Here is a 21,651-nt window from a genome sequence, read left to right on the forward strand (position 1 = left end):
GCCGGCCATGACCAAAGCACGCACGATCCCCGCACTGGCCGTCCTGGCCGCCGGAACCCTTCTGCTGGCGGTCGAACCCGGCCATGCCCAGAGCTCGCTCGGCATCGGCACCAACGAGGCAATGCTGCCGCAAACCGGGCTTTTCGGCGGCCTGGTCAACTGGGTCAACACCCAGCAGCAGGCCTTCTACCGCGCGCTCACCGGCGCGTTGAAGGCGATGCGCGAGGATAGCGGCAAGCTTTGGCTGCTCGTCGGGCTCTCCTTCGCCTACGGCATCTTTCACGCCGCCGGACCGGGCCATGGCAAGGCGGTGATCTCGTCCTACATGCTGGCCAACGAGGTGGCGCTCAAACGCGGCGTGATGCTCTCCTTCGTCTCGGCCTTCCTCCAGGCACTGAGCGCCATCCTGCTGATCGGCGCGGTGTTCTTGGTCCTGCGCGGCACCGCGATCTCGATGACCGGCGCGACCTGGTTCCTGGAAGTGGCCAGCTACGCTCTAATCACGCTGTTCGGTGCCTGGCTCCTGTGGCAGAAAGCCGGTCCGCGGCTGCGCACGCGGCTTTTCGGCGGTCCGGTGCAGAATCTTTCGGCGGCGATCGCGACCGACCACGACCATCATCATCATCATCATCACGGCGCTCACGCACACGATCACGCCCATAACCACGGCGACGGGCACCATCACCATCATGACCACGCTCCCGGCGCCGCCTGCGCCAGTTGCGGCCATGCCCATGCGCCGGACCCTCAACTTATCTCCGGCGACCGTTTCACCTGGCGCACCGCCTGGTCGGCGGTGGCGGCCGTCGGCCTGCGGCCCTGTTCGGGCGCGCTGATCGTCCTGACCTTTTCCTTCCTCAACGGCCTGTGGCTCGGCGGCATCGTCTCCGTGCTCGCCATGGCGCTCGGCACCGCGATCACCGTCTCGGTGCTCGCCACGCTGGCCGTCGTCGCCAAGAACTGGGCCGTGGCGCTTGCCGGCGACGGCCGTCTGGGCAATCGCATCCACGCCGCGATCGAGATCGGCGGCGCCGCCTTCGTCTTCCTGATCGGCCTCACGTTGCTCACAGCGAGCCTGCAGGCGTAGCAACGGCGGTCAGAGCGTGCCGCCGCGCTCGTCCTCGATATGCGCCCTGACGATCTCGTCGAAGCCGGTCTCGGCCCTGAACCCGAGCGCGCGGGCTCGTTCGGCCGTAAACCGCGTCGGCCAATTGCGCACGATCGCCCAGACCGTCTCGTCGCGCCGCTCGCGGATCAGCCCAACCGCCTTTGTCCCGGCGATACGCTCGAGCGCGTCGATCTGTTCGCCGACCGTGCAGGCGACGCCCGGCATGGTGAGGTTGCGCCGCGGCCCGACCGCCTCGCCGTCGAGCCCGGCCGCGTGTAGCAGGAAACCCACCGCCGCGCGCGGGCTGGCATGGGTGTGCAGCACCGAGCGCGGCACCGGCAGCACCGTCTCGCGGCCGGCGAGCGGTTCGCGAATGATCGCCGAAAAGAACGAGGACGCCGCCTTGTTAGGCTTGCCCGGCCTGACGCAGATGGTCGGCAGGCGAAGCCCGATCCCGTCGAGAAAGCCGCGGCGCGAATAGTCGGCCAGCAGCGCCTCGCCGATCAGTTTCTGGGTACCGTAGGAGGTCAGCGGCGTGGGGTGGAAATCGTCGGGGATCGTGTCGGGAAACGGCGCCCCGAACACCGCGATCGAGGAAGAAAACACCAGCCGCGGCGCATGGCCGGCATGGCGGATCGCCTCGAACAGGGCGCGCGTGCCGTCAAGATTGACCCGATAACCCTTGTCGAAATCGGCTTCGGCCTCCGCCGACACGACGCCGGCGAGATGAAACACCACGTCCGGTTTCGCCGCGACCAGCCTGTCGGCCTCTCCGGGCGCGGCAAGGTCGCCGATATGGGTCGAGACCGTGGCCCCGTTCATCGCCGGCGCGTCGGCGCCGACGATGTCGTGCAGGTCGAGCGCGGCGAGCCGCCTGCCGTTGAGCCCCCCGTCGCGCGCGAGCCGGGCGACGAGCTTGCGTCCGATCATCCCGGCCGCGCCCGTCACCAGGACCCGCATGCTCATTTGCGTCGCTGCGCGCGGCCGCGCAGCCAGAACACCAGAAAGAACGCCACCACGAAGGCCACCGCGATGGCCCCGGCGGCAAGCGGCGAGCTCTCGCCGACCGCGAGCATGATCGTGGGCATGTAGAAGGCGACCAGGCCAAAGCCGACCAGGATGATCGCGGCCGCGATCGCCGCGTTGCGGGTCCGGGCGTCCATCACAGCGTCCACCCGCCATCGACCGGGATCGCCGTGCCGGTGGTGAAGGCCGATTCGTCGGCGGCCAGATAAAGCGCGAGCGCGGCGATTTCGGCGGCTTCGCCGACCCGGCCCATCGGCTGGCGCGACACGAACATTTCCATCGCCTTGTCGGTCCCCCCGACGGATTGGCCGAGTTCCTCCACCCGCGCCTCCCAGGACGGTGAACGCACCGTGCCGGGGCAGATCGCGTTGCAACGCACACCCTGGCGGATGAAATCGACCGCGACCGACTTGGTCAGGCCGATCACCGCCGCCTTGGTCGCGCCATAGGCGTAGCGGTTGGGAGCGCCCTTCAGCGACGAGGCGCCGGAGGACAGATTGATGATCGAGGCCGAGTTCCCGGTCTCCCCGGCGCGCCGGAGCATGCCGGGCAGGAAAGCCGCGATCATGCGGTGCATGGATTTGACGTTGAGGTCGAAGGAGAAGTCCCAGTCCTTCTCAGAGCAGTCGAGCACGGTGCCGTGATGCACGAAACCGGCGACATTGACCAAAATGTCGATATCGCCGACCTTTTCGGCGTATTTTTCCACCGCCCGCGTCGAACGGACGTCGAGCCTGGCCCGTTTGACCCGCCGCAGATCGTCCAGCTTGTCACGCGCCAGATCGGACGCGTAGACCGTCGCGCCCTCGGCGACGAACGCTTCGGCGATCGCGCGCCCGATCCCCTGCCCCGCCGCGGTGACGACCGCGATCTTGCCCTTCAGCCTGCCGGCCATGTTCACCTCTCTTCAATGCGAATGGTTCGTGTGATCGTTGCGTTGGTCGGCGCAATCGCCATATTCGGGCTCAACGGTGGTGTGGCCGATGCCGTGCACGTCCGAAAGCCGCGCCTTGATGCGCGCGATCGCCTCGCCGGCCGCCATCCCGCCGTCCAGACTGGCATGCAGGGTCGCCATGGTGCGGCGGCCGTCCATCGACCACACATGCATGTGATGGATGTCGCGCACGCCGGCGACATGGGTTTCCAGATCGCGCGCGATGGCGTCGCGGTCGAGGCGCGTTGGCGCGCCTTCCAGAAGCACATGGCCCGAATCGCGGATCAGCGCCCAGGCGCTGCGGAAAAGCAGCACCGCCACCAACACCGACAGGATCGGGTCGATCGGATACCAGCCCGTGGCCAGAATGATGAGCGCGGCGGCGATCGCGGCGACGGAGCCGAGAAGGTCGCCCAGCACGTGGAGAATGGCGCCGCGCATGTTGAGGTCGTCGCGCGACCCACCGTGCAGGACGAAGAAGGCGACAATATTGACCAGCAGGCCGGCAAGGCCGACGACAAGCATCGGACCGCCCAGCACCGGCGACGGCGTCGAAAACCGCTCCCACGCCTCGTAGACGATCCACAACGCGATCACGAACACCGTCAGGCCGTTGGTGTAGGCAACCAGCGTCTTGATGCGGTCGTAGCCGTAGGTCAGGCGCTCGTTGGCGCGGCGTTCGGCGAGATGGAAGGCATACCAGCCGAGCGACAGCGCGACCGTATCGGTCAGCATGTGGCCCGCATCGGCCAGCAGCGCCAGCGACCCGGTCAAAAGTCCGCCGGCCGCCTCCACGATCATGAAACCGCCGGTCAGGAGCGCGGCGATCAGCATGCGCGTCTTGTTGCCGGAGCCATGGTCGTGCCCGTGATCGTGACTGTGATCGTGGCTGTGATCGTGGCTGTGGTCGTGCCCCATGACCGAAGACCTACTCCTTGATCGCGTCGCGGCATGCCTCGAGCCGGCGCCGCTGTCGTCCTTCACCGTCGAAATTGGCCGGGTCGAGCCAGGCCTCGAAGGCCCGTTTCAGCGCCGGCCATTCCGAGTCGATCATCGCATACCATGCCGTGTCGCGGTTTTCGCCCTTCACGACCATATGCTGGCGGAAAACCCCTTCGAACGAAAACCCGAACCGTTCCGCCGCGCGCTTGGACGGCGCGTTGCGGTCGTTGCATTTCCATTCGAAGCGCCGATAACCGAGCGCGTCGAACGCATGGGCGGCGAACAGATAGAGCGCCTCGGTGGCGGCCGGCGTGCGCGCGATCGCCGGCCCCCAATAGATGTTGCCGATCTCGATCACCCCGTTCGCCGCGTCGATGCGCATCAACGTCTGGCGTCCGCACACCGTCCCGCTGCGGCGGTCGATGACGGCGAAGAACAACGGGTCCGCGCTCGCCGCCGCCTTGTCGAGCCAGGGCTGGAAGTCGGCCCGGCTTGCCGGCGGAAACTCGGGCAGCCACCGGAACCGCTCCGGCGCATCGGCAACGGTCGAGGCCGCATAGAGCCCGTCGCCGTGGCGTGCCGGGTCGAGCGGTTCGAGCCGCACGAAACGCCCTTCCATGGCCGTATGGTGCGGCCGCGGCCGCCCGGTCCAGTTTGCAAGCTCCTCACCCACCTCAATGCTCCTGCCGTTTGACTTTTGCCGCCGGAGGCTCACAAAAGTCGCGCAGAACGGAAAGGACCACAAGGATACGCCGCATGCTCCACACGATTCCGGCCTTCGACCGCATCGGCGAGGAAAACGCCTTCGCCGTGCTCGCGCGGGCCACCAAGCTTGCCGAACAGGGGCGCGACATCATCAATCTGGGCATCGGCCAGCCCGATTTCAGCACGCCCGCCCACATCGTCGAGGCCGCCGTCAAGGCGCTGCGCGACGGCCATCACGGCTACACCCCCGCCAACGGCCTGATCGCCACCCGCGAGGCCGTCGTGCGCCGCACGCTGGCCACCACCGGCGTCGAGGTTTCGCCTGAGTCTGTGATGATCATGCCGGGCGGCAAGCCGACCATGTTCGCGGCGATCCTGATGTTCGGCGAACCGGGTGCGGACATCCTCTATCCCGATCCCGGTTTTCCGATCTACCGCTCGATGATCGAGTTCACCGGCGCCACGCCCGTTCCCGTGCCGATGCGCGAGGAAAACGGCTTCGCCTTCTCCGCCGAGGAAACGCTGGCGCTGATCACGCCGCGAACCAGGCTTTTGGTGCTCAACTCGCCCGCCAATCCGACCGGCGGCGTCACGCCGCGCGCCGAGATCGAAAAACTGGTCGCCGGCCTTGCCGCGTTTCCCGATGTCGCCCTGCTGTCGGACGAGATCTACGACGTGATGACCTATGACGGCGAGCGGCACTCTTCGCTGCTCGGCTTTGCCGAAATCCGCGACCGGCTGATCGTGCTCAACGGCTGGTCCAAGACCTGGGCCATGACCGGCTGGCGCATGGGCTGGTCGATCTGGCCGGAGCGGCTCTACGACAAGGTGCGCAAGCTCGCCGTCAATTGCTGGTCCTGCGTCAACGCGCCGAGCCAATATGCCGGCATCGCGGCGATTGACGGGCCGCAGGACGAGGTCGAGACCATGCTGCGCGCCTTCGATCGCCGCCGCAAAGTGATCGTGGAAGGGCTGAACGGCCTGCCCGGCATCTCCTGCGTGACGCCAAAGGGCGCTTTCTATGCCTATCCGAACGTGCGCGACACCGGCTTGCCGGCCAAGAAAATGGCGGCCGCGCTTCTCGACGAGGCCGGCGTGGCGACGATCGGCGGGCCGGATTTCGGCGTGCTCGGCGAAGGCTATCTGCGCCTGTCCTACGCCAATTCGGAAGAAAACATCCTGCGCGCGATCGAGCGTATGGAGGCGTTCTTGACCCGCTGATCCACAACAGCCGGGATCAACACCGCCCTCACCGCCGGGCGCGTGGGGCAATCGGGAGGAAGCATGCTCTACGCCATACTCGCCTATCACGAAGAACAGGCCGTTTCCGCGCTGTCGCCCGACGAGGACGCCGCGCTGATGGCGGGCCTGATGAGGGTTCACGACAAGATCGACCGGCAAAACCGGCTCGGGCCGGCGGCCCGGCTCGATGGGACCGGCACCGCCGTCACCCTGCGCGGGCCCGGCGAACCGATGGTAATCGACGGTCCCTTCGCCGAGACCAAGGAGCAGTTGCTCGGCTTCTACGTGCTGGAATGCGACACGCTGGACGCCGCGGTCGCGGCCGCCCGCGACCTGCAGCGCGTCAACAGGTCGGCCGTCTACGAGATCCGTCCGATCACGCTCTACCTGCCCGGCGCGGCCGTGCAAGACGGCTGAAGGCGGCCCGCCGCGAGGCTCACAGATCGTAGAGATACCAAATCGCCAGACAGGTGGTGGCGGCGATCGACAAATTCATCGGCACGCCGATCTTGAGGAAATCGGCGAAACGGTAATTGCCCGCACCATAGACCAGCGTGTTGGTCTGATAGCCGATCGGGGTGGCGAAACTGGCGCTGGCGCCGATCATCACCGCGATCAGGAAGGGGCGCGCGTCGATGCCGAGCTGGGCGGCGAGCCCGATCGCGATCGGCGCCATCAGCACCGCCACGGCGTTGTTGCTGACCAGTTCGGTGAAGATCGAGGTCAGAATATAGATCGCGGCCAGCGTGACCAGCGGCGGGGAGGCCTCAAGCAGCGGCGTCAGCGCCGAGACGATCAGCATGACCCCGCCGGATTTCTCCAGTCCGGCCCCGACGATCAGCATGGAAAAGATCAGCACCAGGATCGATCCGTCGATCGACCCCCACGCCTCGTCGCTGTCGATGCAGCGCAGCACCAGGATTGCCGCAACGGCGAGCATCGCCAGGATCGCTATGTCCATGACCTGGAAGGCGGCCAGCAGCACCACGGCGGCGAGCGCCAGCACGGCGACCGGCGCCTTGCCGCGCCGATAGGGGCGGCCGCTCGGCCGCGTCACCGAAACCAGCGCCGCGTCCTCGGTCAGCGCATCGAAATTGGCCGGCGGACCTTCCAGAAGCAGCTTGTCGGCCGGGCGCAACATGACGCTTTCCAGGTCGGAACCGGGAATATGGCGGTGCCGGTGCGCGCCGAGCACGCGCACGCCGTAGCGCCGGCCGAGCGACAGGTCGGCGATGCGGCCGCCGGCCGTGCCGCGATGCGGCGCCACCACCGCCTCCACCGCGACCCGTTCGCCGCTGCGCTCCTGCCCGCGGCGCATGCCCACACGCAGCTCGGCCTGCTCGTTGAGTGTCAGGATCTCGGCCGCGGTCGCCGCCACAATCAGCGAATCGCCGCGTTTCATGGTCCGCTCCTGGATGTTCTCGCGGGTGATGTCGTTGCCGCTGCGCAGACCCAATATGCGCAGTCCGGAGCGCTTGAAATCGGCCAGTTGCCCGATCTTCTGCTGTGTGTAGCGGCCCTCGGCCCGCACCGTGACCTCGGACAGGAACTCGGTCTGTCCGGCCGGCGAGGTTTCGCCGCCGACGCGCCGGTCGGGCAAGAGAAAGCGGCCGAGGACGAGCATGACGACCGTGCCGGTCAGCGCCGCCACCAGGCCGACCGGTGTCATCTCGAAGATCGAGAACGGCGCCAGCCCCGACTCGCGCGCCACGCCGTCGACGAGAATGTTGGTCGACGTGCCGATCAGCGTACAGGTGCCGCCGAGAATGGCGGCATAGGAAACCGGGATCAAAAGACGGGTCGCGGCGACGTCGAGCGATCGGGCGAGCCGGAACACGATCGGAATCAGGATCAGCACCACCGGGGTGTTGTTCATGAAGGCCGAGGCCGCGACCGCGCCGAACAAAAGCACGCCGATCGCGGTCGCCGGGCGGCGCGCCGCCTGGCCGATCACCCTGTCGGCGACCATTTCCAGAACGCCGGTGCGCACCAGCGCCCCCGACAGTACGAACATGGCCGCGATCGTCAGCGGCGCCGCGTTGGAAAAGACCTTCGTGGCCTCCTCGGCAGGCGTCAGCCCGAGCAGCAGAAAAGCCGCCGCGCCGGCCACTGCCGTTACCTCCGGCGGATAGCGCTCGATGATGAAGAACACCAGCAGAACGGCCAGAACCGCAAGCGCGACATAGCCTTGATAGCCGTCGATGATCGCTGCCATGGTTAAGGTCTGTCCTCGCTCTCGCTCCCCGTCCGGGGCGGTCTCTCGGCGCGGGCGGCGCCGCGCGCCCTCACGCGCTATCCCGTCCTATCGAAACGTGCAAAGCCGGCCGTGTCCAAGCAATTCCGTTGAAGATGGCGAGGCCTGCGGAACGGTTTTTCTCAACCGCGACCGACGAAGGGCATCTTCGTCGCCATCACGGTCATGAACAGCACATTGGCATCGAGCGGCAGATTGGCCATGTGCAGCACCGAGCGGGCGACATTGTCGACATCCATCACCGCCTCGGGCGCGATCCGGCCATCGGCCTGCGGCACGCCGTCGGCCATCGGCGCGGCCATGTCGGTCAGCGCGTTGCCGATATCGATCTGCCCGCAGGCGATGTCGAAGGGGCGCCCGTCGAGCGCCAGCGTGCGCGTCAGACCGGTGATGGCGTGCTTGGTCGCCGTGTAGGGCACCGAGCCAGGCCGGGGCGCGTGCGCGGAAATCGAACCGTTATTGATGATGCGCCCGCCCATCGGGGCCTGGTGGCGCATCTGCCTGAAGGCGGCCCGCGCGCACAGGAAGGCGCCGGTCAGATTGACCTCGACGACCGCCTTCCACAGATCGACCGGCGTTTCGTCGATCGTCTGGCTCTTGGAGAACATGCCGGCATTGTTGAACAGGAGATCGACCCGTCCGAACCGGGCCGCGACCTGCTCGAACAGATCGTCCACCGCCGCGGGATCAGTGATATCGGCGGGAAACGCAAGCGCCTCGCCGCGCGTGCGCCCGGCTGCGGCGATCGCCTCGTCGAGCAGCGCCCCGCGCCGCCCGACATAGACCGTGTGCCAGCCGTCGCCCGACAGCGCGGCGGCGGCAGCCCGGCCGATTCCCGTTCCCGCTCCGGTGACGATCGCGACCCTGCTTGCATCCATATGCGTTCCTCCGACCCGATGCACTTGGCAGAGGATGGCGCAATGCGCAAGCTGTCTGGGAATAAGGAAGGGCGGCCATTCGCGGCCGCCCGATCTGGACCATGCTTGGGAGGAGGAAAGCTGATCCGACTGGACCAAGCATGCGCTCAACTGGTTAACGAAACCTTAACACGCACCCGCCGCGCGGCGCCGTCTCCGGGCTCCGCACGGCGAAAAAGCCGGTGCGGGCAGGCTACCAGGGCGACCTGCCGGACGGCGCATCGCCCGGCGCGGGCTGCGCGGGAACCGGCTCCTTGGCCGAGGCGACCGTCGCCTCGATATGGTCGACCAGCGCGTCGGGCAGCTTCAACCGCCCGGCCAGCATGTCGAGATAACCGCGCTCGGCGCGGGTATGCGGCTCGATCGCCAGCCGCGACGCGGTGTAGAGTTCCACCCGCTGCGCCTCGGTGCGGGCCTCAGCGACCAGCGCATCGAGGTCGACCGGCCGTTCCAGCTCCGAAACCAGGAACGATTCGGCTTCCGCGCCGATGCCGGACAGCGTGAGCCGGTCGGCAATCTTGCCGCGCTCCTCATCGTCGATATGGCCGTCGGCACGGGCGGCCGCGATCATCGCGCGCACCAGGGTGAGTGCAAACTCGGTTTCGCCCTGCGGAGCGCTTTCCGGCCGGAACTCGCTGTCGGACGGTGGCGCCAGAAGCTCGGGTTCGGCCGCGGCCGGGTCGGAACCCGGCGCGTCGCCGGCGCGATAGTTCTGATAGGCCTTGTAGGCGAGACCGGCAACGGCGGCGAGGCCGCCGACCTTCAGCGCGGTGCCGGTGACCGCGCGTCCGGTGCCGGTGCCCAGCAGCACCGCGACCAGCGCGCCGGTTGCCAGCGGGTTGTCCTTGGCCAATTGCGTCGCCTGGCCCGCCTTGTCGCGGAGTGTTGAGTCCGTGCCCGGAACTTTCGAGCCGAGCAGATCATCGAGCAGCTTCTTGGGATCGAACATAAAACCTCCGCGATTGGGCGTTCGGGCATGCTTTAGCTAGGATCGCGGCCGTGACATTGCAATGACGGGCGTCAGTCATGACCGTCCGTCCGCTGCCCGAGATGCGGGGCCAGGCCGCGGCGCGCGGCAAGGTCGACCTGGCGTTGGCGCTCGGCATAACGGGCGCGGTCGGCGGCCGAGCGCGCGCCGGCGCAATGCGGACACGACACGCCCTCGACGAAATGCGGCGAAGCCCTGTCCCGGCCCGTCAACGGGTGGCGGCAGGCCCGGCACAGCGAGGCCTCGCCCCGCATGAGCCCGTGCCCGACCGAAACCCGCTCGTCGAAGACGAAACACTCGCCGCGCCAGCGGCTCGTCTCGGCCGGTATTTCCTCCAGATATTTCAAGATTCCGCCCTTGAGGTGGAAGACCTCCTCGACGCCGATCGATTTCATGTAGGCGGTCGCCTTCTCGCAGCGGATGCCGCCGGTGCAGAACATCGCCACCTTGCGGCCGCGAAAGGCCTCGCGATGCGCCTCGGCCCAAGCCGGAAAGTCACGAAAACGCCGGGTTTGCGGATCGAGCGCATGCGCGAAGCTGCCCAGCCTCACCTCGTAATCGTTGCGGGTGTCGATCACCACCGTATCGGGATCGTCGATCAGACGGTTCCATTGCGCCGGCTCGACATAGGTTCCCGCCTCCGCCACCGGATCGACCCCGTCGACGCCCATGGTGACGATTTCGCGTTTCAGCCGCACCTTCATGCGCAGGAACGGCATCGTGGCGGCGCGGCTGAACTTGAGCTCGAGATCGCCGAGCCCCGCCTCCCGCTCCAGATAGGCAAGCAGCGTGTCGATCCCGGCATCCGGGCCGGCGACGGTGCCGTTAATGCCCTCCGACGCCAGGATCAGCGTGCCCCTGATGCCCTGGCTCTCACACAGCGCAGCCAATGGCCGGCGCAGCGCCTCGGGTCGCGCCAGCCGGCGAAAGCCATAGAGCGCGGCGATCTTGACGGGATCCGGAACCGTGGGCGAATTCATGGTGGATGTCGCCTATCCGCTTGGCGGCGAAAGCGCAAGCGGCCCGAAAAACCCGCGCCGTTTCAGCCCCTTCGGCACAAGCGCACCGCCGGGACCGGCGACGCCGGCCCGGTTTTCGATCCACCTGCGCAGTCCTGCCCGCATCATCGCCGGTATTGATTGCGGAGGTTGCCACCATGTTCAGCCCGGAAATTATCCAGTCGATCAGCGCCGCGGCGGCGCGCCACGCCCTCGCACCGGCAGTGCTGCTCGCCGTCGCCGACGTCGAAAGCGCCGGCAAACCCTTCGCCTCGGTCGCCGGCCGGCGCGAACCGGTGATCCGTTTCGAGGGCCATTATTTCGACCGTCGCCTCAAGGGCGCGCAACGCGCCCGGGCGCGCGCCGCCGGCCTCGCCTCGCCCGAGCCCGGCCGCGTCGCCAACCCGCGCACCCAGGCCGCGCGCTGGGCGTTGCTGGACCGGGCCTGCGCCATCGATCGCAAGGCGGCGCTGGAATCGGTGTCCTGGGGCATCGGCCAAGTCATGGGCGCGCACTGGAGCTGGCTCGGCTACGCAAGCGTGGAAGCGATGGTGGAGGAGGCCCGCTCCGGCGTCGCGGGTCAGATCGCGATCATGCTGCGTTACATCGAAAAGGCAGGTTTGACGGCCGCGCTCAGGCGCCGCGACTGGGCCGCCTTCGCCAGGGGGTATAACGGGCCCGGCTATCGCAAATATGGCTATGACCGCAAGATCGCCCGCGCCGTCGCCAGATACCAAGCGGTGGGCACCGCCGCGGCAGCGCCGGCTTCCGCTATCGACGCCGGTGCCGCCACGGTGCCGGTCACCCGCGGCGCGACCGGCGCGCGCGTGCGCAGCCTGCAGGCACGCCTGACGGCTGCGGGTCACGCCGTCGACCAGGACGGCGTATTCGGGCCGGCGACCGAGCGGGCGCTGCGCGCCTTCCAGCGCCGCAACGGCCTGCGGGCCGACGGCATAGCCGGGCCGAAGACATGGCGGGCCCTCGCCGACGATGCGCAGGAGGCGAACAAAAGCCTGATCTGGCAGCGGCTGCTCGCGGCCCTGCGGCGCGCGCTGTCGCACTGGTGATTTCGGGCACGCGCGGCTTCTGATTACAGGGACGATCGGCTATACCCGCCTCCAGAACGGTTCACGAAAGGCGCCGCCGCGACCATGCCCCAAAAAACCGACAAGCTCCTGCCCATCCTCGCCGGTCAGCCGGTGATCCCCGTCCTGAAGATCGACCGCGCCGCCGACGCCGCGCCGCTGGCGCGAGCCCTGGCCAAGGGCGGCCTGCCGGCGATTGAGATCACCTTGCGCACCCGCGAGGCGATCGACGCGATCCGCATCGCCGCCGCCGAGGTGCCCGAGGCGGTGGTCGGCGCCGGCACGATCCTCAACGCGCGCCAGTTCGACCAGGCCGTGCGCGCCGGCGCCCGTTTCATCGTCAGTCCCGGCACGACCCAGGAACTGCTCGATGCCGCACGCTCCACCGACGTGCCGCTCTTGCCGGGCGCAACGACGCCGAGCGAGATCATGGCCGCGACCGAGGAAGGCTATTCGATCCTAAAATTCTTTCCCGCCGAGCAATCGGGTGGCACCGCCTTTCTCAAAGCCCTGTCGGCGCCGCTCGCCAGCACCCGCTTTTGCCCGACAGGCGGCGTGACGCCCGCCAACGCGCCGGCCTATTTGTCCTTGCCGAACGTGATCTGCGTGGGGGGCTCGTGGATCGTGCCCGATACGCTCCTGCAAGCGGGAGACTGGGACGGGATCGAGGCGTTGGCGCGCGATGCGGCCGCGCTGTCAAAAGCCTGAGAAAACCGGATCGGCAAGGCGCCGCGGGGCGCACGCGTTGCCGTCTGGCGCCGTCATCTTTCGCAGGAATCGTTTGACCCTCCGGTCTTTCGCAGCCTGGAGGGCGTGCGCCCTGCCGGAACAGGACATGCCGACAGTCGAACGAGTTCGGGCAAAGACGCCCCGGCCAAGGCGGCAGAGCGCATGTGCGCCGGCGGCCGCGCTACTCGCTTTCGAAGCGCGCCACCGACAGGAAGGTCACCGCATTGCCGGAGAACCGTGCCGGATCGGGTTCAGCGGGCGCGGTTTCGAAACCGCCCGTGTAGACCTGCGTCGGCGCGATGCGGATCGCGTTGTGCGCCAATGACGGCGTCTTGGCGCTGGCGATCGAACGCGTCGCCCGACCGGCGGTCTCCAGCGCCCAGCGCGCCTTGATCTCCTCGACCGGCAACGTCACCGACCTGCGGTCGCCCTTCGCGTCCGAGGGGCCGGGCTTAGCGCCCTTGTCGGTGGTCTTCACCCGCGTGTCGATCACCGCCTCGGCGTCGCGATAGCCGGTGCTGGCCAGAAGCAGGGCGCGCTGCGTGTCCTTCGGCGCGGCGAGCCGTCCGCCCTTCGTCGGGGCGGTGCCGGTGGCGCCGGTGATTTCCTCGCGCAGCCGGTCGTTCGGGCGCGGGCGCGGCAGGGCGGCGACGATTTCCTTGACCGGGCCGTCGCCGGGCCGGAATTCGGGAACCGGAGCGAAGGCGGCCAGCACGATCTCGCGCTGTTCGGCATCCCTCCTTTCGTCGTCGGCCACCAGACGGCGCGACTTTTCGATAATGCCGGCGATCGCCGATTTGCGGATTTCGGCGGCTGCGTCCGCGGCGCCGGCCGGCTCGTTTCCGGCCGCGGCAAGCGCGATCGCCTCGCGGGCGCCCGGTCGGGTCGCCGGCAGCGGCACGCCGTAGGCGAGCACGGTCTCCTGGCCCGTTTCGGTTTCGTTGGCGCTGTCTTCGGCTGCGAGCGCGAGCCCTGTTCCCACATCCGCCTTCGGCCTGGGCGCGAAAGCCGGCAGCGGCACGCTGCGCTCGGGCAAGGCGGCCAGGATCGTCTCAGGCGTGTCGACCCGGGGCGGTTCCTCGGCCTTCGGCGCCGGCGCGGAAGCCACCGCGACGCCCGGCAGTTCGCCCGCGGGCCTGGGCTTGGGCGCCGCCCTGGGGACGGTCTGTCCGCGCCGCATCGGCTCCTGCGAGATCGCGTTGTTGTCTTCTTCCTCGTCGGCCCCGCCGCCGAACAGATTGGCCAGAAGGCCGCCGCCGGAAGACTTGGTCGCGGACCCCGTATCCCTGTCATCGCTGCGTGCGACCTGAACGGTGCCGCCGCCGCTCTTGCGTGACTTGTAGGCGGCGAGCGCCTGATTGTATCCGGGCAGCGGCTTGCCGTCGGTCGGCACGTGCAGGGTCTTGCCGTTGGGGAACACGGACGCCAGTTCGCGCCGGCTCATGCGCGGCCAGTGCCGGACGCTGCCGGTGTCGAAATGGACGAACGGAGACCCGGAGCGCGGATAATAGCCGACCCCGCCGCCACCCGTATGCAAGCCGGCATTGCGCAGCTTTTTCAGCGGCACGCCGGGAATATAGAAATCCAGCGCCTTGCCGAGCATATGCTGGCTTTTCTTGGCGACGCCGCGGCCGCGCTTGCGCAGCATGGAGTTGGTGGACGGTGAACGATAGCCCGACACGACGTGGATATAGTCGCGCCCACCGACCTTCTGGTAGGCTTCCCAGACGATGTCGAGCAGGCGGGGATCCATCTTCGTCGGCTCGTTGCGCCGCCAGTCGCGCAGGAAGCGGTTGATCTTGTTCAGCCCCGAGGACAGGTAGCGCCCATTGCGCTTATAGGTGATCTCGGCGCGTTCCTTGGTATGGATGAAATAGAGCTTCAACGTGCGCGTTTCCGCGCGCGCCTCGGCCGTCGTCAGCATGACGCATGCCGCCAGCAGCAAAACCGCCATGTGGACGGGACGGAAAAGCGCGCTCGTTCGCCATCCGCCGATGGAAGAAGTCTGGTCGTTCAAATCAAGAGGCCTTGTGGCTTTGAAGTGTCCCCGGAAGACCGACAGACGCATTCCGGTGCGTCCGCACTATCATCCCTAATGGTTAATCGACGCTTATTGAAGATCAAATGCGGTGAGACGATGGCAGAAATCCGGCAAAGCCCCCTTGACCGAGGTCAAGGTAAACCAAAGATTTATCGCGCCTTGCCGATCGGGCGGCCTCAACCGGCCGCATGTTCGCCGCGTCCTGCGTCGGGATCGATGCCATATTCCTTGAGCTTGCGATAGAGTGTCGACCGCCCGATCCCCAGCCGTCTGGCGACCTCGCTCATTTGTCCGGAATAATGCTCGATGGCAAACGCGATCGCCTCGCGCTCGATCACGGCGAGCGAGCGCACATTGCCGCGCTCGTCGAAAAGCGCGAGCGTGCCGGCTCCCGCCCGGTCTTTGGCGTCGATCCCGATCACCAGGTCGGCGCGCGCCGGATCGACCTCCAGGCTGGGCGGGCTTTCCAGATAGAGCCCGCGTTCCTTGACCGGATCGATCGTGCCGACCTGCGCGCGGATCTGCGGAAATTCCTCCGAGGTCAGCGTTGCCCCTTCGCTCAGCACCACCGCGCGAAAGATCGCGTTTTCGAGCTGGCGGATATTTCCGGGCCAGTCATAGGCTTTCAGAACCGCCATCGCCTCGCCCGAGATGCCGGTGACGCGGCCACCGGTCTCCGCGCCGCTGAAACGGTTGATGAACAGGCTCACCAGGTCGTCCAGATCCTCGCGCCGGTCGCGCAGCGGCGGCACGTAGATCGGGAAGACGTTGAGCCGGTAGAAGAGATCCTCGCGAAAGAAACCGTCCTTGACGCGCTGCAGCAGATCGCGATGGGTGGCCGAGATCAGGCGGATATCGACCTTGACCGCCGCCCGCCCGCCGACCGGGTCGACTTCGCCTTCCTGGACCGCGCGCAGCAACTTGACCTGGACGTCGAGCGGCAGGTCGCCGATCTCGTCGAGAAACAGCGTGCCGCCGCTGGCCTCGACGAACTTGCCGGCATGTTTGTCCTGGGCACCGGTGAAGGAGCCCTTCTCATGACCGAACAGGATGCTTTCGACCAGATTTTCGGGGATCGCGCCGCAATTCACCGTCACGAAGGGTTTCGAACGGCGCGGACTGGCGCCACGGATCGCGCGCGCGATCACCTCTTTGCCGACGCCCGACTCGCCTTCGATCAGGATCGGGATGCTGGAGGCGGCCGCCTTTTCCGCCAGCCGCACGACCCGGTCCATCGACGGGCTGCGGGTGACGAGATCCTTGATCGCCAGCGTCTCGATATGGGCCGGGCGCGAGACGCGCTCGTTCCCCCCCAGCGCCTTGACCTTGAGCGCGTTGGCGATCGCGACGCGAAGCCGGTCCGGCGACACCGGCTTGACGACGAAGTCGAACGCGCCGGCACGCATCGCCGAGACCACCGTCTCGATGCCGGCCTGGGCGGTCTGGACGATCACCGGCAGATCGATGCCGACCGCCCGCATGGCCGCAAGCACGGCGAGCCCGTCCATGTCGGGCATGGCCAGGTCGAGGATGACCCCTCCGGTTCCCTGCCCCTTGGGTCCGGTCAGGTGCGCCATCGCCGCCTTGCCGCCGTCGACGGTGACGCAGGCGTGGCCGGCTCGGCTCACCGCGGCTTCCAGAAGCCGCCTTTGCACGGGATCGTCATCGACGATCAGGATGGTGTCTGTCATGGTGGCGCTGGACAAAGCCGTCCTCGCTGGAAATTGGTCACTGGATCATACTGGCACACCCATCTAAATAGGGGCTCAACAAAGCCGGTGAACAAATCCTTTCCCCGACCGCAGACGCCGAACCAGCCCGTAAGGATCAAGGCATGAGCGCTCCGACCGCGACGCAGACCACCGCGACCTCCGCGCGACCCGAGGCCACGACGCGACTGGGCGACCTGCCCGAATGGAACCTCGCCGACCTCTACCCGGCGATGGACTCCAAGGAACTGGCGCACGATCTCGAACGCGCCAAGGCCGACGCGCAGGCTTTCGAGGCCGACTGGCGCGGCAAGCTCGCCGCCGAGGCCGACAAGAAGCAGGAATCGCGGCTGGGCGCGGCGATGGAAACCTACGAGGCGCTCGAGGAGCTGATCGGGCGCATCGTCTCCTACGCCAGCCTGATCTATGCCGGCGACACCAGCGATCCGAAACGGGCCAAGCTTTACGGCGACATCCAGGAGCGCATGACCGACGCCAGCGCCCATCTGCTGTTCTTTCCGCTCGAGCTCAACACGATCGACGAGGACGCCATCAACGCCGCGCTCGATGCCGCGCCCGCCTTCGGGCATTACCGGCCCTGGATCGTCGACCTGAGAAAGGACAAGCCCTTTCAGCTCGAAGACCGGATCGAGCAGCTTTTCCACGAAAAATCGGTCACCGGACGCGGCGCCTGGAACCGGCTGTTCGACGAGACCATGACCGCGCTGCGGTTTACGGTCGAGGGCGAGGAACTGCCGCTCGAGCCGACGCTGAACCTGCTGCAGGATCCCGACGGGGCCAAGCGCAAGGCCGCCGCCGATGCGCTGGCCAAGACGTTTCAGGCCAATCTGCGGGTCTTCACGCTAATCACCAACACGCTGGCCAAGGACAAGGAGATTTCCGACCGCTGGCGCGGTTTTGAGGACATCGCCGATTCGCGCCACCTGGCCAATCGCGTCGAACGCGAGGTGGTGGACGCGCTCGCGGCCGCGGTCGAGGCCGCCTATCCGCGATTGTCGCACCGCTATTACACGCTCAAGGCGCGCTGGCTGGGCGTGGACGCGCTCAACCACTGGGACCGCAACGCGCCCCTGCCCGAAGCGCCGCAGGCCGTGATCGGCTGGGATGAGGCGAAGGACACCGTGCTTTCGGCCTATCGCGGTTTCGCGCCGGAAATGGCCGATATCGCCGCCCGGTTCTTCGACAAACGCTGGATCGACGCGCCGGTACGCCCGGGCAAGGCGCCGGGCGCCTTCGCGCATCCGACCGTTCCCTCCGTTCATCCCTACGTGCTTTTGAACTATATGGGCAAGCCGCGCGACGTCATGACGCTCGCCCACGAACTCGGGCACGGCGTCCACCAGGTCCTGGCCGGCCGGCAGGGGGCGCTGATGGCCTCGACCCCGCTGACGCTCGCCGAGACGGCGTCGGTGTTCGGCGAGATGCTCACGTTCCGCTCGCTGCTGGACAAGACCACCGACCGGCGCGAACGCAAGGCCATGCTCGCCCAGAAGGTCGAGGACATGATCAACACGGTCGTGCGCCAGATCGCCTTCTATGCCTTCGAGCGCAGGGTCCATGCCGAACGCCGCAAGGGCGAGCTAACCTCGGACCGGCTCGGCGAGTTCTGGCTCGAGGTGCAGCGCGAAAGCCTCGGTCCCGCGATCCGGCTGCGCGAGGGCTACGAGGTGTTCTGGAGCTATATCCCGCATTTCATCCATGCGCCGTTCTACGTCTACGCCTACGCCTTCGGCGACTGTCTGGTGAACTCGCTGTTCGCCGTCTACCAGAACGCCGAAAGCGGCTTTCAGGAGAAATATTTCGACATGCTGAAGGCTGGCGGCACCAAGCATCATTCCGAACTGCTCGCCCCTTTCGGGCTCGACGCGGCCGACCCGGCCTTCTGGGACAAGGGCCTGTCGGTGATCGAAGGGCTGATCGACGAGCTCGAGGCCATGGAAGGCTGACCGGGTGAGCCGCCGCGCGCAGCCCGCCCACACTCCCTACGACGGCACGGCGACACCGTTCACCATCGGCCTGAAGCCGCTCGATCTCGTCCGCTGGCTCGAGATCGACGGCGACTACGAGGCCTATCTCGCCGAAAAGCGCCGGCTGTTCGACACGGCGCCCGCCACGGTCTTTGCCGAAGAGCCCGAAACCCGCGCCGCCCAGCACGAGGTGCTCGCTCTGGTGCGCGACGGGCTTGCCGCCGGCTTTCCGGCACTGTTTCCCGGAACGCGGCAATGGGAGGCGGCGCTCGCGGCCATGGAGCGCGAGAGCGATACCGACGCCCCGCCCCTTAAGACCGCCTCGCTCCTGGTCCAGGAAGATCTCGTCCTGATGCGCAAGGGCGAGGCCGGATGGCGGCTCGCCGCGGCGTCGCTGTGCTTTCCCTCATCGTGGACGCTGACGGAAAAGTTCGGCCGGCCGATCGAGGACATTCACGCCACCGTTCCCGGTTTCGGGCGCGGGACGCGCACGGCCGGGCTGATCAACCGCATTTTCGACAATCTCAAGGTCGAGCAGCCGGTCGAGCGGCTGAACTGGTCGCTTCAGGACGACGACGACCTCCACAAGCCACTGTCGAAGACCACGCGCGACGCACGGCGCGAGCGCGAAGCAGCGCACTCAACCGGCGACGACCCGCTGCTGCGCAGTTTCATCCGCGTCGAACGCCAGACGCTGCGAAAACTGCCCGTCTCCGGCGACATCCTGTTCACGATCCGCATCTTTCTCGATCCGATGCGCATCCTGGCCGCGCATCCCGACCGCGCCGCCCTGGCGGGCTCGCTTGCCGCCCAGCTCGCCGCGCTCGATGCCGCGCAACTGGCCTACAAGGGGCTTGCCGCCGACCGCGAGCGGCTGGTCGCGGCGCTCCAGAAGCTGGCGGCGGCCTGACGCACACGCCGACCGCCTTCACACGCATGCCAGGTCACCCCGCCTGATGCCCCCGGCGGACCGGAGGGCTGCCTTTCAAAGTACCGAAGCGGCCTTCGGGGATCAGTCCGGCACGTGCCGGACCGCCCCCTTGGAGGCGCTAGTCGTCAGCGCGGCATAGGCCTTGAGCGCGGTGGTCACCTTGCGCTTGCGCGGTGCGGCCGGCTTCCAGGCCTCCGCGCCCCTGGCCTCCATCGCCGCACGGCGACGCCCCAGTTCCTCGTCCGGGACGGCGACATTGACCGTGCGATTGGGAATGTCGATCTCGATCGTGTCGCCGGCCTCCACCAGCGCGATCGCACCGCCCTCGGCGGCTTCCGGCGAGGCATGGCCGATCGAAAGGCCGGACGTGGCACCGGAAAAGCGCCCGTCGGTGATGAGCGCGCAGACCTTGCCGAGCCCCTTCGACTTCAGATAGCTGGTCGGATAGAGCATTTCCTGCATGCCGGGTCCGCCGCGCGGCCCCTCGTAGCGGATCACCACCACGTCGCCAGGCTTGACCTCGTTGGAGAGGATGCCCTTCACCGCCGCGTCCTGGCTTTCGAAGATCACCGCCGGCCCGGAGAAAGTCAGGATCGACTCGTCGACGCCGGCGGTCTTCACGACGCAGCCTTCGAGCGCGATATTGCCCTTCAAGACCGCCAGACCGCCATCCTTGGAGAACGAATGTTCGGCCGAGCGGATGGCGCCGCTTTCGCGATCCAGGTCGAGTTCGTCCCAGCGGCGATCCTGGCTGAAGGCGGTTTGGGTCGGCACCCCGCCCGGCGCGGCGCGGTAGAAATCGCGCACGGTTTCGGCCTCGGTGCGCACCACGTCCCAGCGGTCCAGCGCGTCGGCAAGCGAAACCGAATGCACCGTCGGCAGGTCGGTCTTGAGCAGTCCCGCCCGATCGAGCTCGCCCAGGATCGCCATGATGCCGCCGGCCCGGTGCACGTCCTCCATATGGACGTCGCTCTTGCTCGGCGCGACCTTGCACAGCACCGGCACCCGGCGCGACAGGGCGTCGATGTCGTCAAGGTCGAAATCGATCTCGCCTTCCAGCGCGGCAGCCAGGATATGCAGCACCGTGTTGGTGGACCCGCCCATGGCGACATCGAGCGTCATGGCGTTTTCGAAGGCCTCCTTGCAGGCGATGGTGCGCGGCAGCGCCGTCTCGTCGTCCTGCTCGTAATAGCGGCGCGCGAGATCGACGATCAGATGGCCGGCCTCCACGAACAGGCGCTTGCGGTCGGCATGGGTGGCGAGCGTGGAGCCGTTGCCGGGCAAGGACAGGCCGAGCGCCTCGGTCAGGCAGTTCATCGAATTGGCGGTGAACATGCCCGAGCACGAGCCGCAGGTCGGGCACGCCGAGCGCTCAATGGCCTGCACGTCCTGGTCCGAAACGCTGTCGTCGGCGGCCGCGACCATCGCGTCGGCGAGGTCGAGCGCCATGGTCTTGTCGTTGAGGACGACCTTGCCGGCCTCCATCGGGCCGCCCGAAACGAACACGCACGGGATGTTCAGCCGCATGGCCGCCATCAGCATGCCGGGCGTGATCTTGTCGCAATTGGAAATGCACACCATGGCATCCGCGCAATGCGCGTTGACCATGTATTCAACGGAATCGGCGATGATCTCGCGCGACGGCAGCGAATAGAGCATGCCGTCATGGCCCATCGCGATGCCGTCGTCGACGGCGATCGTGTTGAACTCCTTGGCCACACCGCCGGCGCTCTCGATCTCGCGCGCGACGAGCTGGCCGAGGTCCTTCAGGTGCACGTGACCGGGCACGAACTGGGTGAAGGAGTTGACGACCGCGATGATCGGCTTGCCGAAATCGCCGTCCTTCATGCCCGTGGCGCGCCACAGACCGCGGGCGCCGGCCATGTTGCGGCCATGAGTGGTTGTGCGGGAACGATAGGCTGGCATGAGACTGTCCTGCGGTTGTGGGCCTGCGGGCCGTGCGGTCCCTGGGGGCGGGACCGACGGAGCCGCTTTGTTCGTCCCTATCACATAGCGTCCTTTTCGCGGCTTCGAAACCCGCGCTCGCCCTTCGG

19 protein-coding genes are annotated in these 21,651 nt (G+C 67.5%); 7 read left to right on the forward strand and 12 right to left on the reverse strand.

Annotation, left to right across the window (positions count from 1 at the left end):
- Positions 1 to 7 precede the first annotated feature (7 nt).
- A complete protein-coding gene (locus tag C7T96_RS09165) occupies positions 8 to 1,087 on the forward strand; it encodes a nickel/cobalt transporter (RefSeq protein ID WP_106570885.1) in 1,080 nt (359 codons plus the stop codon).
- Positions 1,088 to 1,096: 9 nt separating this feature from the next.
- Here C7T96_RS09165 and denD read toward each other — a convergent pair whose 3' ends face one another.
- From denD to C7T96_RS09190, 5 genes are read right to left on the reverse strand one after another with little or no spacing between them, the layout of a single operon-like run.
- Complete coding sequence (gene denD / locus C7T96_RS09170) at positions 1,097 to 2,068, reverse strand: D-erythronate dehydrogenase (protein WP_106570886.1); 972 nt, start codon at positions 2,066 to 2,068, stop codon at positions 1,097 to 1,099.
- Positions 2,069 to 2,070: 2 nt separating this feature from the next.
- Entirely contained in the window at positions 2,071 to 2,271 is a 201-nt protein-coding gene (locus C7T96_RS09175; protein WP_106570887.1) for a hypothetical protein, read from the reverse strand.
- Complete coding sequence (locus C7T96_RS09180) at positions 2,271 to 3,029, reverse strand: SDR family oxidoreductase (RefSeq protein ID WP_106570888.1); 759 nt, start codon at positions 3,027 to 3,029, stop codon at positions 2,271 to 2,273. Before C7T96_RS09180 ends, C7T96_RS09175 begins: the two co-directional genes overlap by 1 nt.
- Positions 3,030 to 3,041: 12 nt before the next feature.
- Entirely contained in the window at positions 3,042 to 3,986 is a 945-nt protein-coding gene (locus C7T96_RS09185) for a cation diffusion facilitator family transporter (RefSeq protein WP_106570889.1), read from the reverse strand.
- A gap of 10 nt (positions 3,987 to 3,996) precedes the next feature.
- Positions 3,997 to 4,683 carry a GNAT family protein gene (locus tag C7T96_RS09190; protein WP_106570890.1) on the reverse strand — a complete coding sequence of 229 codons (687 nt, stop codon included), beginning with the start codon at positions 4,681 to 4,683 and terminating at the stop codon, positions 3,997 to 3,999.
- Positions 4,684 to 4,766: 83 nt separating this feature from the next.
- Between C7T96_RS09190 and C7T96_RS09195 the strand changes: the two genes are divergently transcribed.
- Both C7T96_RS09195 and C7T96_RS09200 read left to right on the forward strand, forming a co-directional pair.
- Positions 4,767 to 5,936, forward strand: coding sequence for a pyridoxal phosphate-dependent aminotransferase (locus tag C7T96_RS09195; protein WP_106570891.1), 1,170 nt, complete (start codon positions 4,767 to 4,769; stop codon positions 5,934 to 5,936).
- A 63-nt stretch (positions 5,937 to 5,999) separates the two neighbouring features.
- Positions 6,000 to 6,374 (forward strand): YciI family protein, encoded by a 375-nt coding sequence (locus C7T96_RS09200; protein WP_106570892.1) that lies wholly within the window; start codon positions 6,000 to 6,002, stop codon positions 6,372 to 6,374.
- 19 nt (positions 6,375 to 6,393) lie between these two features.
- On the opposite strand, the gene C7T96_RS09205 is transcribed toward C7T96_RS09200, so the two are convergent.
- The 4 genes from C7T96_RS09205 to C7T96_RS09220 all read right to left on the reverse strand — a co-directional run bounded on the left by C7T96_RS09205 (position 6,394) and on the right by C7T96_RS09220 (position 11,096).
- The gene (locus C7T96_RS09205) at positions 6,394 to 8,172 is read right to left on the reverse strand and encodes an SLC13 family permease (protein ID WP_106570893.1); all 1,779 of its coding nucleotides are present in this window, start codon (positions 8,170 to 8,172) and stop codon (positions 6,394 to 6,396) included.
- A 161-nt stretch (positions 8,173 to 8,333) separates the two neighbouring features.
- A complete protein-coding gene (locus C7T96_RS09210) occupies positions 8,334 to 9,089 on the reverse strand; it encodes an SDR family oxidoreductase (protein WP_106570894.1) in 756 nt (251 codons plus the stop codon).
- Between the two features lie 232 nt (positions 9,090 to 9,321).
- Entirely contained in the window at positions 9,322 to 10,077 is a 756-nt protein-coding gene (locus C7T96_RS09215; protein ID WP_106570895.1) for a tellurite resistance TerB family protein, read from the reverse strand.
- 71 nt (positions 10,078 to 10,148) lie between these two features.
- Positions 10,149 to 11,096: a rhodanese-related sulfurtransferase gene (locus tag C7T96_RS09220; RefSeq protein ID WP_106570896.1), complete on the reverse strand. Its 948-nt coding sequence runs from the start codon at positions 11,094 to 11,096 to the stop codon at positions 10,149 to 10,151.
- Between the two features lie 176 nt (positions 11,097 to 11,272).
- Between C7T96_RS09220 and C7T96_RS09225 the strand changes: the two genes are divergently transcribed.
- Both C7T96_RS09225 and C7T96_RS09230 read left to right on the forward strand, forming a co-directional pair.
- A complete protein-coding gene (locus C7T96_RS09225) occupies positions 11,273 to 12,181 on the forward strand; it encodes an N-acetylmuramidase domain-containing protein (protein WP_106570897.1) in 909 nt (302 codons plus the stop codon).
- Positions 12,182 to 12,265: 84 nt separating this feature from the next.
- Positions 12,266 to 12,907 carry a 2-dehydro-3-deoxy-phosphogluconate aldolase gene (locus C7T96_RS09230; protein WP_106570898.1) on the forward strand — a complete coding sequence of 214 codons (642 nt, stop codon included), beginning with the start codon at positions 12,266 to 12,268 and terminating at the stop codon, positions 12,905 to 12,907.
- 202 nt (positions 12,908 to 13,109) lie between these two features.
- On the opposite strand, the gene C7T96_RS09235 is transcribed toward C7T96_RS09230, so the two are convergent.
- Positions 13,110 to 14,852: a DUF882 domain-containing protein gene (locus C7T96_RS09235; RefSeq protein WP_106570973.1), complete on the reverse strand. Its 1,743-nt coding sequence runs from the start codon at positions 14,850 to 14,852 to the stop codon at positions 13,110 to 13,112.
- 293 nt (positions 14,853 to 15,145) lie between these two features.
- Entirely contained in the window at positions 15,146 to 16,660 is a 1,515-nt protein-coding gene (locus C7T96_RS09240) for a sigma-54 dependent transcriptional regulator (protein ID WP_106570899.1), read from the reverse strand.
- 143 nt (positions 16,661 to 16,803) lie between these two features.
- Between C7T96_RS09240 and C7T96_RS09245 the strand changes: the two genes are divergently transcribed.
- A complete protein-coding gene (locus C7T96_RS09245; protein WP_106570900.1) occupies positions 16,804 to 18,645 on the forward strand; it encodes a M3 family oligoendopeptidase in 1,842 nt (613 codons plus the stop codon).
- 4 nt (positions 18,646 to 18,649) lie between these two features.
- The gene (locus C7T96_RS09250) at positions 18,650 to 19,576 is read left to right on the forward strand and encodes a DUF3445 domain-containing protein (protein ID WP_106570901.1); all 927 of its coding nucleotides are present in this window, start codon (positions 18,650 to 18,652) and stop codon (positions 19,574 to 19,576) included.
- Positions 19,577 to 19,678: 102 nt separating this feature from the next.
- Here the strand turns inward: C7T96_RS09250 and ilvD are convergent, their stop codons facing one another.
- Positions 19,679 to 21,523, reverse strand: coding sequence for a dihydroxy-acid dehydratase (ilvD, locus tag C7T96_RS09255; RefSeq protein ID WP_106570902.1), 1,845 nt, complete (start codon positions 21,521 to 21,523; stop codon positions 19,679 to 19,681).
- Positions 21,524 to 21,651: the final 128 nt, after the last annotated feature.

This window comes from Nitratireductor sp. StC3 (assembly GCF_003015025.1).
In the GTDB taxonomy this organism is placed as follows: domain Bacteria; phylum Pseudomonadota; class Alphaproteobacteria; order Rhizobiales; family Rhizobiaceae; genus Mangrovimarina; species Mangrovimarina alexandrii.

Bases quoted from the DNA above. Each gene is read 5' to 3' on its own strand.
- C7T96_RS09205 (WP_106570893.1), bottom strand. From the start codon at position 8,172: ATGGCAGCGATCATCGACGGCTATCAAGGCTATGTCGCGCTTGCGGTT.
- denD (WP_106570886.1), bottom strand. From the start codon at position 2,068: ATGCGGGTCCTGGTGACGGGCGCGGCCGGGATGATCGGACGCAAGCTC.
- ilvD (WP_106570902.1), bottom strand. From the start codon at position 21,523: ATGCCAGCCTATCGTTCCCGCACAACCACTCATGGCCGCAACATGGCC.
- C7T96_RS09175 (WP_106570887.1), bottom strand. From the start codon at position 2,271: ATGGACGCCCGGACCCGCAACGCGGCGATCGCGGCCGCGATCATCCTG.
- C7T96_RS09200 (WP_106570892.1), top strand. From the start codon at position 6,000: ATGCTCTACGCCATACTCGCCTATCACGAAGAACAGGCCGTTTCCGCG.
- C7T96_RS09220 (WP_106570896.1), bottom strand. From the start codon at position 11,096: ATGAATTCGCCCACGGTTCCGGATCCCGTCAAGATCGCCGCGCTCTAT.
- C7T96_RS09180 (WP_106570888.1), bottom strand. From the start codon at position 3,029: ATGGCCGGCAGGCTGAAGGGCAAGATCGCGGTCGTCACCGCGGCGGGG.
- C7T96_RS09215 (WP_106570895.1), bottom strand. From the start codon at position 10,077: ATGTTCGATCCCAAGAAGCTGCTCGATGATCTGCTCGGCTCGAAAGTT.
- C7T96_RS09165 (WP_106570885.1), top strand. From the start codon at position 8: ATGACCAAAGCACGCACGATCCCCGCACTGGCCGTCCTGGCCGCCGGA.
- C7T96_RS09235 (WP_106570973.1), bottom strand. From the start codon at position 14,852: ATGCTGACGACGGCCGAGGCGCGCGCGGAAACGCGCACGTTGAAGCTC.
- C7T96_RS09195 (WP_106570891.1), top strand. From the start codon at position 4,767: ATGCTCCACACGATTCCGGCCTTCGACCGCATCGGCGAGGAAAACGCC.
- C7T96_RS09185 (WP_106570889.1), bottom strand. From the start codon at position 3,986: ATGGGGCACGACCACAGCCACGATCACAGCCACGATCACAGTCACGAT.
- C7T96_RS09245 (WP_106570900.1), top strand. From the start codon at position 16,804: ATGAGCGCTCCGACCGCGACGCAGACCACCGCGACCTCCGCGCGACCC.
- C7T96_RS09210 (WP_106570894.1), bottom strand. From the start codon at position 9,089: ATGGATGCAAGCAGGGTCGCGATCGTCACCGGAGCGGGAACGGGAATC.
- C7T96_RS09225 (WP_106570897.1), top strand. From the start codon at position 11,273: ATGTTCAGCCCGGAAATTATCCAGTCGATCAGCGCCGCGGCGGCGCGC.
- C7T96_RS09230 (WP_106570898.1), top strand. From the start codon at position 12,266: ATGCCCCAAAAAACCGACAAGCTCCTGCCCATCCTCGCCGGTCAGCCG.
- C7T96_RS09240 (WP_106570899.1), bottom strand. From the start codon at position 16,660: ATGACAGACACCATCCTGATCGTCGATGACGATCCCGTGCAAAGGCGG.